This window comes from Deltaproteobacteria bacterium, assembly GCA_040223695.1.
Taxonomy (GTDB): domain Bacteria; phylum Desulfobacterota_D; class UBA1144; order Nemesobacterales; family UBA2774; genus JAVKFU01.
Genome location: JAVKFU010000018.1, coordinates 546,014 through 561,890, shown reverse-complemented (window position 1 = coordinate 561,890; position 15,877 = coordinate 546,014). Strand labels below are relative to the sequence as shown.

At 48.5% G+C, this 15,877-nt stretch carries 15 protein-coding genes; 4 read left to right on the top strand and 11 right to left on the bottom strand.

Annotation, left to right across the window (positions count from 1 at the left end; genetic code table 11):
• Nucleotides 1-27 precede the first annotated feature (27 nt).
• A complete protein-coding gene (locus tag RIG61_11635; protein ID MEQ9619806.1) occupies nt 28-729 on the bottom strand; it encodes a sulfotransferase family 2 domain-containing protein in 702 nt (233 codons plus the stop codon).
• Nucleotides 730-1,114: 385 nt separating this feature from the next.
• On the opposite strand from RIG61_11635, the gene RIG61_11630 reads away from it, so the two are divergent.
• The 3 genes from RIG61_11630 (at nt 1,115) to RIG61_11620 (ending at nt 2,302) form a co-directional block, all read left to right on the top strand.
• On the top strand, nt 1,115-1,384 hold the full coding sequence (locus RIG61_11630; GenBank protein ID MEQ9619805.1) for a hypothetical protein: 270 nt from the start codon (nt 1,115-1,117) through the stop codon (nt 1,382-1,384).
• A gap of 68 nt (nt 1,385-1,452) precedes the next feature.
• Nucleotides 1,453-1,698, top strand: a complete 246-nt coding sequence (locus RIG61_11625) for a hypothetical protein (GenBank protein MEQ9619804.1) — start codon at nt 1,453-1,455, stop codon at nt 1,696-1,698.
• A 331-nt stretch (nt 1,699-2,029) separates the two neighbouring features.
• Complete coding sequence (locus tag RIG61_11620; protein ID MEQ9619803.1) at nt 2,030-2,302, top strand: hypothetical protein; 273 nt, start codon at nt 2,030-2,032, stop codon at nt 2,300-2,302.
• 167 nt (nt 2,303-2,469) lie between these two features.
• Here the strand turns inward: RIG61_11620 and RIG61_11615 are convergent, their stop codons facing one another.
• From RIG61_11615 to RIG61_11590, 6 genes are all read right to left on the bottom strand, one after another.
• Nucleotides 2,470-2,922: a hypothetical protein gene (locus tag RIG61_11615; protein MEQ9619802.1), complete on the bottom strand. Its 453-nt coding sequence runs from the start codon at nt 2,920-2,922 to the stop codon at nt 2,470-2,472.
• A 227-nt stretch (nt 2,923-3,149) separates the two neighbouring features.
• Nucleotides 3,150-4,757, bottom strand: coding sequence for a DHA2 family efflux MFS transporter permease subunit (locus RIG61_11610; protein MEQ9619801.1), 1,608 nt, complete (start codon nt 4,755-4,757; stop codon nt 3,150-3,152).
• Between the two features lie 160 nt (nt 4,758-4,917).
• Complete coding sequence (locus tag RIG61_11605) at nt 4,918-5,451, bottom strand: hypothetical protein (GenBank protein ID MEQ9619800.1); 534 nt, start codon at nt 5,449-5,451, stop codon at nt 4,918-4,920.
• A gap of 385 nt (nt 5,452-5,836) precedes the next feature.
• On the bottom strand, nt 5,837-6,352 hold the full coding sequence (locus RIG61_11600) for a hypothetical protein (GenBank protein MEQ9619799.1): 516 nt from the start codon (nt 6,350-6,352) through the stop codon (nt 5,837-5,839).
• A 687-nt stretch (nt 6,353-7,039) separates the two neighbouring features.
• Nucleotides 7,040-8,014: a hypothetical protein gene (locus RIG61_11595; protein MEQ9619798.1), complete on the bottom strand. Its 975-nt coding sequence runs from the start codon at nt 8,012-8,014 to the stop codon at nt 7,040-7,042.
• Nucleotides 8,015-8,188: 174 nt separating this feature from the next.
• Complete coding sequence (locus RIG61_11590) at nt 8,189-10,417, bottom strand: GAF domain-containing protein (protein ID MEQ9619797.1); 2,229 nt, start codon at nt 10,415-10,417, stop codon at nt 8,189-8,191.
• Between the two features lie 465 nt (nt 10,418-10,882).
• Here RIG61_11590 and RIG61_11585 point away from each other — a divergent pair, with 465 nt between their 5' ends.
• On the top strand, nt 10,883-11,323 hold the full coding sequence (locus RIG61_11585; protein ID MEQ9619796.1) for a rhodanese-like domain-containing protein: 441 nt from the start codon (nt 10,883-10,885) through the stop codon (nt 11,321-11,323).
• A 147-nt stretch (nt 11,324-11,470) separates the two neighbouring features.
• On the opposite strand, the gene RIG61_11580 is transcribed toward RIG61_11585, so the two are convergent.
• From RIG61_11580 to RIG61_11565, 4 genes are all read right to left on the bottom strand, one after another.
• Nucleotides 11,471-12,418, bottom strand: a complete 948-nt coding sequence (locus tag RIG61_11580) for a glycerophosphodiester phosphodiesterase family protein (GenBank protein MEQ9619795.1) — start codon at nt 12,416-12,418, stop codon at nt 11,471-11,473.
• 94 nt (nt 12,419-12,512) lie between these two features.
• Complete coding sequence (locus RIG61_11575) at nt 12,513-13,367, bottom strand: class I SAM-dependent methyltransferase (protein ID MEQ9619794.1); 855 nt, start codon at nt 13,365-13,367, stop codon at nt 12,513-12,515.
• Between the two features lie 188 nt (nt 13,368-13,555).
• The gene (gene feoB / locus RIG61_11570) at nt 13,556-15,535 is read right to left on the bottom strand and encodes a ferrous iron transport protein B (protein ID MEQ9619793.1); all 1,980 of its coding nucleotides are present in this window, start codon (nt 15,533-15,535) and stop codon (nt 13,556-13,558) included.
• A gap of 5 nt (nt 15,536-15,540) precedes the next feature.
• Nucleotides 15,541-15,762: a ferrous iron transport protein A gene (locus RIG61_11565; protein ID MEQ9619792.1), complete on the bottom strand. Its 222-nt coding sequence runs from the start codon at nt 15,760-15,762 to the stop codon at nt 15,541-15,543.
• Between the last annotated feature and the right edge of the window lie 115 nt (nt 15,763-15,877).

The window sequence follows — 15,877 nt, the reverse complement described above, 5'->3', positions numbered from 1 at the left end:
CCTGGGCATGGCCTTTTTTGTTAGTCCTCAAAACTCATACCCGAGAAGCTCGATTTCAGGCTGGAACAGTTTCTCTACCTTGGCTTTCTGCCCGGGTGTATATACCTCTCTGTAGTGGCGCCTGTCCTTGCGGTAGTGGGATTTCTCGACCGTGCCAAGGCTGCCGTTAAAAGGAACGCCGAGACTACCGAAAATCTCGCACAACTCGTCGGTAAGGTTTTCATACCTGAGCACCCGGTCCACAATTATTTCACCGTTAAGGTCAGTGTACTTGGTATAGTTGTAAGGAAGCTCGGCCACTTCCAGATATTCGTCGAAGGAAATATCCTTATTATACTTCCCATAGCGCTGCCTGACGAAATGGTAATGCGACAGCACCTTGTCCCACGGGTTTCTCTCGACCGTGAATTTATAATACCCTTCCCACACATCGCGCGGCAATCTCTTTCTTAATTCCCTCGCCTTTATGTGCGACTGGTACCTTCTCAGTATGAAGAAACGGCAGAACGTTACAAACAACTTGGATGGTGATCTCCTGCGCTCAAGAAATTCGGGAATCGGATTATAGAGACCTCTGTAATTCCTGGGACGGTAAGGCTGTTCGGGCCTGTCGATCGGGGTGAGAATATCCTTCTCCCCGCAGTGCTTTGACAGATATATCTGAATGCTCGATCCCGCAGTCTTCCTGGTCTTTATAAAAATGAATTTATGCTTATGTGAAATAATCATCCTATACCGTACTACCCGAAAGCACATCCCTTCAATTATGCGCGTAAATGGCAGATAGCAGGAAATTTTACCTAATTTGAGAGGATTGTTAAAATATGAGCACCCAGGCGCCCGCATTTTCATTAAGTAAAAAAGCGAGCCAATTATGCGGAAAAAGCCGTCAAACCAACTGTCGTCTAGCAATTGTTGAATAACAATTAAAACAATATTCAGAATAGAATAATCGCTAGAAATCAAAGCAAGACTCCACAACTTGCTTGTATTATTGGCTTATATATGCACGCAGTGTAACAATAACGGTTATTTGTGCTCGAACCGGTGCTTGACAAATTTTATATTATGCTATACGTTTACTATACATCATCTAGACACAGGAGGCGTCAATATGTTGAGAATAATACAGGATGTAGAGTTCTTCGAAACAAAAGTAAGCAGGCTGTTCGGTGAGGCTACGGAAGGCGATTCTGATTTATTCGATATTTACGAGCTGGGAAGAAAAATAGGGCTCGATGATTTTGAAATAGAATCCATGAGCTGGCATCTTCAAAGAGGCGGCCTTATTGAAAGGGAGAAAGACTCGGGTCTCATCAAATTTTCCGAGTACGGGCGCATGATGGAAAGCGGCCAAATAAAGGCAGCCTACGCGCCGATTTGAATACTCAGAAACCGAGTGAGACAAGAGGCGCTTTACCTTATACCTAACTGTCACGGAGGATACGAAACTTGAATTTCTTTCATAATAAAGATCAATCGATCATCAAAAAAATTACGAATCTCCTGCCAGTGCCCGAGATAACCGGAGTGAGTTCCGGGGAGACAGGCCACAACGATTACAATTCATATATATATCATGAATACGACGGTTCGGAGCCGACAAATATTATGGCGGACGGAAATGAAACTGAGAATATTTTTACGGCTTCGGGGAATGCGCCTTTGGAATATCTTTATCTTCTTTATCGCCTGTAATCAAAGGGCTAGAATAAATTATGCGGGCAAAATTATAAACTTTCTAGAGAAGATTGGCATGTTGCATAACACTGACAGTGTGATTTCGGGTATTCCGCCTGACCCCTGAGCCTCCCCGCTCTGTAAGCACATGAAGAATTTAAACGAACAATAAACCTGATTACTTGTCTTATCAGCCCGGGGATCATTTAGATCAGCCAGAATAAGCAAGAAAATCCTAAAGTCGAAAAATACCCTCTTTATTCACCTTTACGAGAATTTTTACAATCCTGAATCCTTTTTCGTTGTAATTGCAACTAATAAGTCAAACACATTTTAAGGAGGCAGTAAAATGAAGAAGTTAATCATAGCATCAATAGTAGCGGCGGGACTCAGCTTCCCGCTCACCTCACAGGCGGAGGTAAGCGCCTTCGGAGTAAACCTGCCGATAGAGCAGAGGGAAGTCTCCGAGAATATAAGGGGCGGCTACGTGGCTCAGGACCTGGGCGATACGTTCCACTTTCAGACTCTCACAAGAGAGAGCGTGTCCAAATCCGAGAGCGCAGAAGCTGAAAACGTTTACACAGTATTCGGTGTCCGCGTGAGCGGTGACAATGTTATATAAATGCCTTGCGGCATACGGGCCGCAGGTAATTTCAAGGAAAAGGAAGGTCCGGTACACGTCGGGCCTTCCTTTTTTTATTAGAGCGGGTCTTTAAACAATTAACCGTGGTAATAACTTTTCAGACCCGGAACCGCAATTTGTATTCCCTTGTTTACGTACTGAAAACCCTAGTTGTTTCCGTCAGAATCATCAGGAACGGCCTCAGGCTCTCCGATATTGTCATCCGGTTCAGTCCTCTGCTGCATGGATTTACCGGGACGTGGCTGCGGCATACAGGCCAGATCGCCTGACCTAAGAGTCTTGCAAGCGCCCTGTATCTCCCTGCCTCCGGTGACGGTGACGGTGCACGAGTCCCCTTCAACCATTCCGGTGCAGGCATCCAGAAGCTCCTGCGGAGGACCGTGGCTCGTTCTTTCCGGTCCCGGAGTAGGCTCGGTAACACTTCCCTCGGGCGTCGCTGTTTCCAAATCCGTCGTCACTTCGGTATCCGTTTTCTGGGCAGGTTCGGTCCCATCCTTCTTGTCCGAAGTACATCCCGATGTAACCAGAACCGATACAAATAACACGGCCGTTAAAAACGCCGTTATTAACCTGAAATCAAAAAATCTGCTTTTAATCATATTCTTGTCTCCTGTGCTGGGATTATACCCGCGTGATAAGAATATACCCGATAATCTTTTTAAAATTAACCTCTATTTTCAAGGTGCGGCTCTGCTTGCCCAGGCTCTTTGTGTGGCGGGGGCGTGGTGAGGAGATCCTGTCTGAGAAGGCCCGGAGAAACCGGCTCACAAACATTCTCGTCTTTCTCTCTGAAGGCTCCGCAAGAAAAGCCGCCCTCGCCGCCCTCTCACGCGTCCTCTTTCTGACGACCCGAGCGCATGAAAAAGAGCGCTATGAAGAAAGCTGCGACCACTACTCCGCCCGCAAAATAATAGCCTGCCGCAATGCTCTTCGAAACACTGACGTTCAGGTCTCCGATCAGCCCGGGCGAGACGGAAGAAAGCTCGTTTACGGCGCCCGGCTGCCCTTCAAGCGCGCTTCTTATAAGCCCCGCCAGTCTGTCCTTACCTCCCGGAAAGTCGCCGTAAGCGCCCATAATTCCGGATACTTCCCACCCCTCAAGCGTGGCCACCAGACCGCCGATACAGGCAAGCCCGACCGTGGCGCCCATCTGTCTTACGGTCTGCATTACCCCTGACGCCTGTCCGCGGTATTCGCTCGGGGCACGGTTAAGCGCGTCGGTATTGGTGGGCACCATTACAAATCCGATCCCGAATCCGAGGAGTATCATTCCCGGCAGTATCCACATGAAATCCGCCCTTGCCAGGAAAGGGGCCTGAGAAAAAAACCCGACCGCTATGAGAAAAGTCCCTACGAGCGCGGGAAGCCTTACCCCGACTCTGTCGAAAATGCGCCCCGAGATCTGGGACATAATGACTACGGCGAAGATTATCGGCATGAGGGCAAAACCTGCGTGAAGCGGCGTGAAACCGAGTATTTTCTGCAAATATATCGCTCCGAAAACTATAATGCTTATCATAGCGAACTGGATGCAGAACATAAGCACGGCGTCGGCGCTAAACGCCGGGTTTTTAAACAGACGCATCTGTATGAGCGGGTTCTCGGTCTTTATCTGAGTGTACGCGAAGAACGCCAGAAGCAGGAATCCCCCCGTTACGAGCCCTAGTGTAATCGGGGAAATCCACCCCCAGTCATGCCCCTGCTGAATACCGAACACAAATGAGAACATCCCGGCCATAAGCAGTGCGGCATATCTCAGCCGAACTCTGCCGTTGTCTGGTATGATATCGGCCGGTTTTGATACGTACGTCATAAACAGGGCGAGCGCTCCCACGGGCAGGTTGATCCAGAATACCCACCTCCATGAAAGGAATTCGGTGAGAAATCCACCCAGAAGAGGTCCGACCGCGAGGAAAGCCTGAGCAACTCCGACATAAATCGCCATTGCTTTCCCCCTCTCCCTAATATCAAATGATTCGATTACTATGGCAGCCGAGGAAGGAACCATCAGAGATGCCGCCACTCCCTGAAATGCGCGGGACGCGATTATCACAGCCTCATTGGGGGCAAGCCCGCATGCAGCCGATGCAAAGGCGAAAAGTATCACCCCTGTGACAAACGCCCTGACCCTGCCGAATCTATCCCCAAGCCTTCCGCCCAGAGCAACCGTCGCCGCAAGCGACAGCACATAAGCGTTAATAATCCACTGGAGCCCGGACTGCGACATACCGAGATCCGTCTGTATTCTCGGAAGCGCGACGCTAACCACCGTTTGATCCACGAAGATCATGGAAAGTGAGCCGGTCATCGCAACAAGGGTAAGCCATTTGTGTTTGTGTTCGGCAGCCATATGATCGGGGGGCAGCACGCCCGCGCTTACTGGCGCCGGCCGGGTAAATGTAATGACCGACTGTGAAATGTCAACATATCTCAAATTAGGGAAGCTACGCTATTTGCAGCACCGCCCCCCGGATATAAGAACCGGACTAAATATAATACGGGCATTTTTGTTTTAAGTTTCCCGGACGGCTTGAAAACCGGCCTTTTCCGGTTGGTTGTTCAGCCGTAAGAGTATACGCGGCGGTCCCCCGAAATTAGTCCTGTGATTTATCATTCTCTGAAAACACGAGCAGCAGAAGCTCCGTGTCCTCTATCCTTAGATAGGACATTTCTATAAGAGTCGAGGGAAATATCCATTTCCTCTCAGCCGAAGTCCCCGGGTCATTGGAAGTTTCCTCTACGTCCGGGGCGCCGTATTTGTCCACGAGGCTCTCTTCGAGCTTTATAAACATCTCCGCCCACTTAAAACCATCGGGCTTCTCAGTGGGAACGAACACGATTTTCTTGAGTCTCTTCGTCTCCGAATCCATCCATAAACTCGCCCTGAATTCACTACCCCCCCAATCGAGGCCGCTGAGCTCTATATCGCTATAAACTCCTTCCTGCGCGTCCTCTTTCGGCTCGCGGGCCGTGGCATTCTTCCCGAATACAGCCCTGACCTCATCGCTCGTCATGCCCCACTTAGCGGACTGCCAGCCCTTTACGTCAACAGGTTTTGAATCCGCGTAGGTTTTTCCTCCTATTGATACAACAAGCAGAAACAACGGAGCTAAAAGCAGCTTTTTCATATGGAATGTCCTCCCTTTCAGGAAACCGTTTATCACCAGACCTCTCTATATTAAAAACTATAAAATATCAGAGCTAAAAAGAAAACGGTTTTTTTCGCACTGACTCAAATAAGAAATAAGGATATCGAAAGTAGATTGCGGTTTAAAACGACATGCTGAATAGCTCATGACTACGGCTTGACAGCGCGCAGTGGACATTTTACAACGCGGCTTGGCTTATGGAATAAACAAGTGATATAGAATTGAAGCACAGCTCCGGAAATTAACGCACTGAAGATAAGTTTACGAATGAAGAAATCATGATTTCATTCTGCGCCATGAATTAAAGCGGGACTACCCCCTGCCTCGGTACTTTTCAGCGCCCTTCGGGTTCATCTTCATAACTTTATTTAACCGAATCGTCATGGTCCCTTGTAATGTACAATACCCCGAAATCACATCCCTCATTACATCCCATCAGTATCAGCCTTACAATAGAACGTCCGGTAAGCCACTGCGACAGAAGCATAATAGTATCCCTATCGTCCAAATCATCGCATGAGGGGGTTTGACTATCACACAGGCTTGTTTTTTCTCGAAGATTCTCATCGACCTCAGGCTCACCGTAAACACTGGTGAGCATCCCTTTCACTTTTTCATACTCCTCGATATAATCGGCCTCATCCCCGCGGAATTCCCGGAATGCGTAACCTGCCCGCACCAGATATCCGTCATTGAAATGAAATCCTATTACCGCATCCAGGCCCATTACCTTTTCTCTGTATGTGACGTAGTTCTCACTCTCGCTATGGGGCTGGATTCCTTCTGAGTACTTGACATCGCTCTTTGTCATTCCCCAGGACGCATTTCGGAAGTCGAAATCTAACTCCCTTCTCTTTAAAACGGCTGACTTGGATTTCATGTACTACCTCCTTCCATAAAAGTTCCCCATCCGTTTTCTTTCGGATTAAACTTTACTTTCAGGATTAAGCACAATCTCTTCTTCCGCCCGTGGATTGTTGCTGTATCAGCCCCTCGAGAACTACGGCTGTCCATTATTTCATGCTGGAGTCTGAATTCACTCCTAATTTCACACGGTAGTTATGAAACAGCATATATCGGCAAGAAATTTATCCGGTCAAAATTCTCCTCGAATATGAAACCTCCTCACACACACATTCCTTATAACACATATTTCCGTGAGCTCCCCTTCTATTTTCATATCTGTAAAAGGAACTTAATCACCATATTAGCGGTTTATCCGTACGAATTTAAACCTGTCTTTTGAGGGGGTTAGGTAATTCAACTACCAGTTTCTTCGTCAGCGGCTTTAAAAATCGTCTTTAAAAAATCACGAAGTGTATGGTTGTTTGTACTGCAGCAGCCCCCCTGTGTAAACTGCGTCCTGCTGACTTATTAACAGATTATAAAAAAATTATACACCTAATTTCTATCAGGTAATCATGGAATTTTTAACTACCCGAAATGAAAGAAGATGGACTTTCGTCTGATTATCTCTTAAATCGAACATTAGTCAAGAAACCGGTTGTAGTCATGCGCGCTGTTGAACGCCGTCCGAAAAAGGAGGTACCCGGAGCTTGTAAAATGATTATTGAGACTTTTCTGCGGGCGGGTAGTCCCTCCCCCCCACATTAGCCTCAATCAGGGTGTATTCGGCATCGCCCCTGAGTGACTTGTGCTCATGAAATACGAGGCCCACGCCCTTCGCGTAAACGTCCCTGAACCAGAATGGCCCGCCCTCGGGGATGGTTACTATCATCAGTTCATTAAAACTGCCCGCGGGCGTGTTGACCGCGGACGTATCGTATTCCGTCACAACCTCAGGGCTGTAAAAGGTCTTCATACCGCCCTTGGAAGTAACGTAAATACCGCCGTCGGGAGCGATTCTCATGCCCACGGAAGGCACGCCGAAAAATTCATCGAAGACGGACCAGCCGTCTGACTCCGCTACGATGACGTTTGTAATCTCCTTATTCTCTCCCTCGGATTTTACAAGATAAGTCCACCTGTTTCCCTTACCGAGAGGAACGAATTCAGCCGTGGAGAAACCTTCCGAGTTTGAAAGTATGTTGGTGTACCGCTCAAATTGTCCGAGCCCGGTACCGGAGACAAGACTCCGCTTGAAGTCTCTCTCCTTAAATCTAATGCTGATCTTGTCTTGTGGAGGATGGTTTATTTTGGAGATTAGAAATGTATAAGTCGGGTTGCCGTTTCTTTCCGGCATCGGACCGGGATATTCAGCGGTGTAGCTGACTTCGATCGGGCCTTCTTGTTCCGCTTCGACCCCCTTTATATCAATCAAAGCCCCGGCGCCGTCTTGTGTAACTATCAAAATAAGGGATTCGCTTGAGAAATCGACGTCGGGCAAGGGTTCGCTTATCCCGAGAGCCTCCTTGGCCTTTTCAAGTTCTTCCCCGCTCCGTATTAGCGCGCTGTTGACGGCGGGAGGCCGGGTAAGGATACCCCCGTAAATATTCTCGTGCGCTATCTCTATAGATAAGGAAGAGCCGGCCGGTAAAATCAGTAAAATAAGAATGAATACAGTCTGTTTTGCAGCTGCCATAGCTTTGCTCCTCTTTGATAAGCACCTGACCAATTATAACGCAAGATTGGGATTTTTTAGAAATATTCAGATTGATGGGATACCGCCCTCATCCGATTCGATTCAATACAAAGTAGCTCGGGATATCTGGGATAGAGAGAAGTATGGGCTTGCCGAAAGCAGGCACGAAAAGTTTTACAGGAGACTGGAAACTGCTTCCCTGAATTCCTCGATCTTGAAAGGCTTTGGGAGAAAGCGGTTTCCCGTCTCCTCAATGAAACCCACGGTCTCCGGACTGGGGTCCCCCGTTATGAACAGTATCCGGCGGGCAAGTCTTTGATTCTTGCCGTTTAGACGCTTGAAAAATTCTTTCCCGTTCATCTGCGGCATCTTAATATCGCACACAATGAAAAGGTAGTCGCTCTCATCCACTTTTGCGAGCGCCTCTTCACCGTTAGAGGCGAGATCAACTACATACCCGTCACTCTCGAGTATCCCGCTTATCAATGCCGTCACGAGCTCTTCGTCATCTACTATCAAAACCTTTTGTCCATGATTCGGCAGCGTGGACCGGGCGGCCTCTTCTTCCGGAGCTATATCGCCCACATCGAGCCCGATGTAGTCCCCGTAGTCAAGCACGGGCAAGCATATCGTGAAGGTCGTCCCCTTCCCTTCCTCGCTCTCGACAAAGATTTCACCGTCATGCTCCTTGATTATCCCGTATGAAACCGAAAGCCCGAGCCCCGTCCCCACCCCGGTAGGGTTGGTAGTGAAGAACGGGTCGAATACTTTATTCAGTATATCCCCGGAAATGCCGGGCCCGTTGTCGGAAATAATAACCTTGATGTCATCCTCGTCCCCCGGGGCCGTTCGTATTTGAAGAGATCCCTGCCGGATAGGAGAGTGAGTAATAGCATGGTAAGCATTTAGTATTATATTGGTAAAAACCTGCTGAAGCTGGTTGGCGTCCGCCATAGTGTTGGGCAGATCGGGATCGAGCTCCATCGATACTCCGATATTTTCAAGATCGAGCTGATACTGTCTGAACTCAACCGCTTTCTCGATAATTTTGTTAACGTCCACAAACTCACGTGTCGGCTTGTCTTTCCTGGCGAATGAAAGCAGGTTCTCTACAATTCTCCTTACCTTGTCCGCGGACTGATTTATCACCTCAAAGTATCTATGGCGTTTTTCATCATCTGTTTCGGCATTGGTCATAAGCATATGCGAGTAACCCAAGATAGGAGTGAGGGGATTGTTTATTTCGTGCGCAATGCTAGAGACCAGCTGGCCGAGCGACGCCAGCTTCTCGGACTGAATCAATTGATCCTGCGTGGACTTCAGGTCCTCGTAAAGAAGCTGCATTTCCTTGGCATGCTCCCTGGCTTCTTCGAACATTTTCGCCTTCGCTATTGCGGTGCCTATCTGGTTTCCGAGCGATATAAGGAAATCCCTGTCATATTCGTCGAACGCGGTGTTTACGGTGCTCGCGAAATGAATAACTCCCATTGTTTTGCTGCCCGATTTAAGAGGTATGGAAAGATATGCTTGCGGGCGGAGGGCCAATCCGGCCGGGCCGACAGGATTTTTGCCGTCCAACGCATCATTGGAATAAAAAGGTTCTCCGGACTCGATTACATGCCATGTTATGCCCCCGGGATGGGGAATTCTGCCGGCCTTCTTCAGATAGTCGTCAGTGAGGCCTCTGTGTATTTGAAGCACGGCTTCCCTCGAGTCCCCATCTTCCTCAACCAGATAGAGAGACATCATATCGTACACCGTTATATCTTTCGTCATTTCAAGGAACGTGTCGTAAGTCAGCTTGAGATCGACCGAGCTGTGGACCTTCTCGGTAATCGCGCTCAGTATGCTGAGGTTCTTGTTTATCTTTTCAAGCTCCTGAGTCTGCTTAACTTTGGATATGGCGATCGCAATCTGGTTCCCTATAGTCGCGAGCAGCTCGACTTCTGTCGTTGTAAATTTTTCGTCCTTATATCTCGCGAACCATATTGCCCCTATGGCTTTACCATCGAGCATTACGGGCACCCCGAGGATTCCGTTGTACCCAGCTCTGATACCGGCAGGGCCAATGTCCTTGCTTGCCTGCGCGTTTTCGATATTGAGTATTTTGCCCGTTTCTACGACCTTCCAGGTGATACCCTTCGGATGGGGGATTCGCGACGCGCTCTTGATATAGTCGTCGGGGAAATCCCTGTGAGCCTGCAGCACGGCTTCATTTGAGGATTCGTCCACAAGGTAGATGCAGGCCATATCCACTTTGTCGAGCTGCACCACGAGATCGAGCGCGATATCGTAAATTTCCTTCAGGTCAGAAGATTTATGAACCGCTTCGACAATCTTGACAAGCACTCTCAGACTGTCCGCAATTCTTCGGGGCAGCCTTAATGACTGGTTGATTTCCATTTGTATCCATCCGACAGGCTAACTATATAATACTCCTCTTTATTGTGCGAGTATGAACCTCATAAACCTCGTATCCCTTGAATTCCCGGCCTGAAACCATATTTTCTAATATCCTGTGTACGTTATAATCTCTCATGAGACTAAACGTACTAAATACGGCAGGACGGGTTCAATTAAATATACCTGCCATTTCCAAAAAACGGCCTAAAAAATTCTGCGCCGGGAACCAGAGCGAATTGAAGAAGGCGGAATGCTTATGAACCGGGGACAGGCCTATGGGGCAGGAAAAAACAGTAATGACAGGGGGCACATACGAATCTTCCATACCGCTATTTTAACCCCGGTGAGAAATTACGCTCTTTAATAATTGCCAGTAGTCCGAGCAATTAGAAGGAGGTGGCGACTCTTGATTATGATAGACTTATAAATTAACAGAATAAATTATTCAGGAGAGGAAGAAAAAATATGAAAAAAGTTTCTTACACACTATTCGCTGCGTCCTTAATTTTACTTCTCATTTACCCGCGATATACAAAGGCCGATGAGTCGGAGGGAGCCGGGCAAAAAGACGCCCGGGCTATAAAGGAAGTCAACGCCACGGGCGCCCACATGCTAATAGAGAAAAACAGGGACAACCCGGACTTTATAATACTGGATGTGAGGACTGCTGAAGAGTACTCCGACGGGCACATAGAAAACTCCTTAAACCTGGACTACAAATCCGACTCATTTAAGGACGAAGTAGGCAAGCTCGACAAGTCGAAGACCTATCTCGTTCACTGCCGTTCGGGAAGGAGGAGCGAAGCCGCCTCCAAAATTATGGAGGAAACGGGGTTTTTGAATATTTATGAACTGGACGGAGGCATTAAGGGTTGGGAGGAGACCGGCTTTCCGGTCACTAAATAGAGGAACGTTGCCCATACGTTCAAATCGCGCGTTATTTGAGAGTGTCCCGTAAATTAGCAGATTAGGTAAACAACCCGTTCACGATAAGCTCATAGGAAGTGTCATAGCGACAAACCCAATACTTAGCTGGCGATCCGGTGCTCTATCCTAATTCTCACTCAATAACCCCGGACGGTCGAGCACTATACCGTCGACGCCTTTCCAGGAAAGGAACCGCGCCACAAGGTGATTATTCACATTCCACGCCCAGACTTCATGACCGCTTCTGTGTGTCCTCCAAACGAGAGTCGGGTCAAGAATGTACGAGGGCCAGAACACGCTTAGATATCTCACCTCCTCTGCGGGCGGGGGGAGAAGGGGATAGATATAGAGAGCGCCCAGCGTAACGTCGGGCATAATGCGGCCAAATTCAGTGACCCATTCGCCGTCAAACGACACGACCGCTATTTCCTTTTCCATACCGTGTTCTCTAATAAGTTCCGCAAGCAGCTCTCGTGTGCCCGGACGCTCGCCCGGACTCTTTACCTCTATAACCAGGGTCGGGGACTTACCCTTCATGTACTCGAGCACCCTGCCGAGATCAGGGACGGTCTCTCCCTCAAACCTGCTTCCGAAATAACCGCCCGCGTCCAGGCCCTTCACGTATGCCCATTCAAGGTCCCTAACGTAACCCGTGCCGCCGGTAGTCCTGTCAACGGTGCCGTCGTGCATAAGCACAAAGGCTCTGTCGGCCGTGAGCCTCACGTCTATTTCGATAAACGTCGTGCCTGACTCCGCCCCAGCACGTATAGAGGCCATAGTGTTCTCGGGCGCGATACCAGCGGCGCCCCTGTGGGAGATTGCGTAAACCCCGCCCTGCCGGGTCAGATTAACGAATACGAAATGAAGAATGACGTTAAGCACGATGAGGACGGCGATGATTGTGAGTATCTTTGGAAAGAGGCCGCCCCTTTTCTTATTATACGTTGACACACAAACATGATATAAACGAAACTCGTCAACGTAAAGCCCCGTTTCACTCGTTAGTTTGGAATTTTGGAATCCGAAGCCTGAAATTATAAGGAATGCAGAGCTTGAATCCCTGAAACCGCACACCTTTTTCAAGGCCGTTTTAAGCCGGAGCCATGAACGATTGCGGACTCGACCTAACTCAGCGTCCTATTATAAGGGGCGCACACCTGATAATTAATTACTTGGTTGCCATGATAAACCAGGTACTCGAAGGAAGATAAATCCCGTCATCTCTTTCGTATTTCTTCATTGAGTTCTTCATATCCTCACGAATTTCAGGGAGTTTTTCCTGTCCGAGCTCATCCGCTTCGCGGACTATTTCTCCTGAAGGACCGACCAGTATCTGAAAATCCAACGCTTCTTCCATGCTGGTTCCGATACATACATCCGCATCGTTTCTCCTGAATAGCTCAATATTTTCAAATCCCGCCGCCTTTAACATCGCCCTGTCAGTTTCTTCGTCCGCTAACGCAAACGGGCCCGGACCGCAGGTTTGTGCATTGTCCCCCGGGGGAGGCAGATGTTTTAATGCAATTTCTTTTGCAAGTCCCCAGCACGGATTATCGTTTATCGTCCTCCAGACAATCATACAGAGCTTACCGCCGGGTTTTAGCGTCTTATGGGCGTTTTTAAGCGCATAAACTATATTCTGAAAAAACATAACGCCAAACCGTGAATAAACCACGTCGTAGTAGTTTTCAGGAAGCTCATACGTTTGGGCGTCGCCCAAAACAAACTTTACATTATTAAGACCGGCTTCATCTCTTTCCTTATTCGCTATATCCACAAACGCCTGGGTACAGTCAAGTCCTAATACTTCACCCTCAGGGCCGACTATCCTGCCGATCTCGAGACATGTCTCCCCATAGCCTGAGCCTATATCCAAAACCTTGTCCCCCGGTTTAATCCCAAAGTGATCATATGCCGTCGCGCTATGCACAGCCCCGTTCCCGGAAAGTAAATGACGAAACGTGTTCCATTTTGGAACCAGTATTTCGTTCCAACAGCTAATAAAATCATCATTAGTATCCATATTTTTTCTCCTTTTAATTATAAAGATTACGTGCCTATGTACCGCTCCCCTTTGTCAAAAACGGTTTAATCGTATTTATAGAGGATATAAAATATCGGGGCCGGAGTAAAGACCCTCTCTTAATTCGTCCGCACAAGTAAAAATGCGGCGCGGGCGTACAGATGTGTAAAGTACAAAGGCCCCGAATTTCAAACGGCTTTGGCCAGGTTATAGACTATGAAAGCGAGCACCCAGGCTATAACGAAGCTCCCGGCAAGGAAAAGAAGCGAGTACTTCCGCCCTATCTCTCTTATCATAATAGTGACAGTCGCTACGCAGGAATTATAGAGCAGGAGCAGTATCATAAAGGAGTAGGCCGACGCCGGTGTGAACGCCCGATTTATGGACTCTTTAAGTCCGTCCGTCTCCTCCGCCTCATCTACCCTGAGGGTCGATATTCCCAGTGTGGCAACAGCGAGAAAGGAGTCCTCGACGCTCTCCAGCAGGCCCGATCCCTGCTCTTTGGCGAGAGAAAGTATATCTACGTTGCCTCGGTCGGCGGATGTCCCGGCTTCGGACGTTTTATATATCACCGCCATCGAGCTCAGCACCACCTCCCGGGCCATGAAAGCCGGGATCAGCGATGTCGTCGCTCTCCAGTCCTCAAGACCTATCGGCTTGAATACGGGGGTGATCGCCTTGCCTATTGAAGCCGCTAAGCTCTGGTCGGGTCCTTTTATGCCGGGCGGCAGGTTCAAAAGACCCCACACGATTATAGAGACTACGAATATCACCGTCCCGGCCCTGTAAAGAAAGGCCTTCACGTGCGCCCAGACGATTGTAAATACGGTCTTGAGCGAAGGCAGCCTGTAGGGGGGCATTTCAAGCAGGAAGTTGGACTTCCGACCTTTAAGAAAGGAACGCCTCAGGACAAGAGCCGTGAGGAGGGCGACGATGATTCCCACGACGTAAAGCGACACTATAACGAGCGCCGGGTGCTCGAAAAATATGAAGGAGAAGAAAGCGAACACCACGAGTCTCGCGGGGCAGCTCATAAAAGGTATCATCATGGAGACGAGTATTTTGTCTGTCCGGCTGTTCAGGTTCTTGGTTGCCATTATCGCCGGAACATTGCATCCGAATCCGAGCAGAAGCGGGGTCATCATATTTCCATGAAGTCCTATCCGGTGCATAAACCTGTCCATCAAAAAGACTATTCTCGGCAGATAACCGGACATCTCGAAGAAGGTAATGAAGAAGTAGAGTATCGCGATAAGGGGCACGAAGGTTATCACGAATCCGACCCCCCCGATTATGGCCTCGGTTACGGACTTGATCAGAATTTCCGGAAGGCCGATCGTAATGCCGAGCTTCGTGAACGCAGAAGAAAGAAAGTTGTTCATGAAGCCGTCTATCCAGTCCATGTAAGGCGCCGAGAAGTCGAAGGATATTTTGAACATCAGATAGAAGGCTGCTATGTAGAGTATTATGCCGATAAACGGATGAAGCAGTATGTTGTCCAGCCTGTGAGTTATGCCGCTCTGTTTTCTGCTCGCGAAACTGGTCGCTTCCTTCTCGACTTTATCCGCGAGCTTCCACCTTTCGCTGACGGCCTCTTCAGGAGCACCTTCAGGGAAATCCGTTATCGCTTCTTTCGCCCGAGCCGGGTTTCCGTTCGTATCAACGGTCGCCCGCCCGGCGCCCTTTTCATAACACTCCACTATATATTGCAGAAGTGTATCGACGCCTTCGCCCGTCTTGCCGACTGTGAAGCACGCGCGGGCTCCGAGGAGAGACTCGACTTTGGGGATATCCACCTGAACCCCGCTTCGTCTCGACTCATCCGCCATGTTGAGAGCAAGAACGGTAGGTTTATCGAGCTCCATGAGCTCAGCGGTCAATAAAATGTTTCTCTTGAAATTGGAGAGGTCAACCACGTTTACGACAACGTCAAGTGTATCTCCCCTGAGAAAATCCACCGCTACCCGCTCCGCGTCCGTGGTAGCGTTCAGGTCATAGATTCCGGGAAGGTCTATAATATGGAAATCATGATTATTGAATTTGAAGAATACTTCCGATTTTTCAACGGTGACCCCGGCCCAGTTCCCCACCTTGAGGTTTTTGCCGGCTATCCTGTTTAGTATAGTGGTTTTGCCTACATTGGGGTTACCCGCGAGCCCTACTGTAATCAGAGTCAGGAAACCTCCATCTCACCCGCAAGCTCCTTGTCTATAACCAGCTCCACGCCCAGCTCCTCGACCTGGAGAATTATATTTCTCCCCTGTATTCTCTTGACCCTTATCTTTGAGCCCTTTTGGAGACCCATGGACTGGAGCTTTTTAAGGCCGTCATGACTGTAATTTCTCGAGCCTGTAAATACCGCCTCGGAGTTGTTGTGCAAGTCGCGTATAGTCATTTAGTCCCGGTTACCTCTTTTTGTGAGTTTCATGAAATTATTAATTATTGGTAACAAGCAAAGACTCAAAATCTGCTAAATGAAAATCAATGTCAAAATCAATATATATTATTCT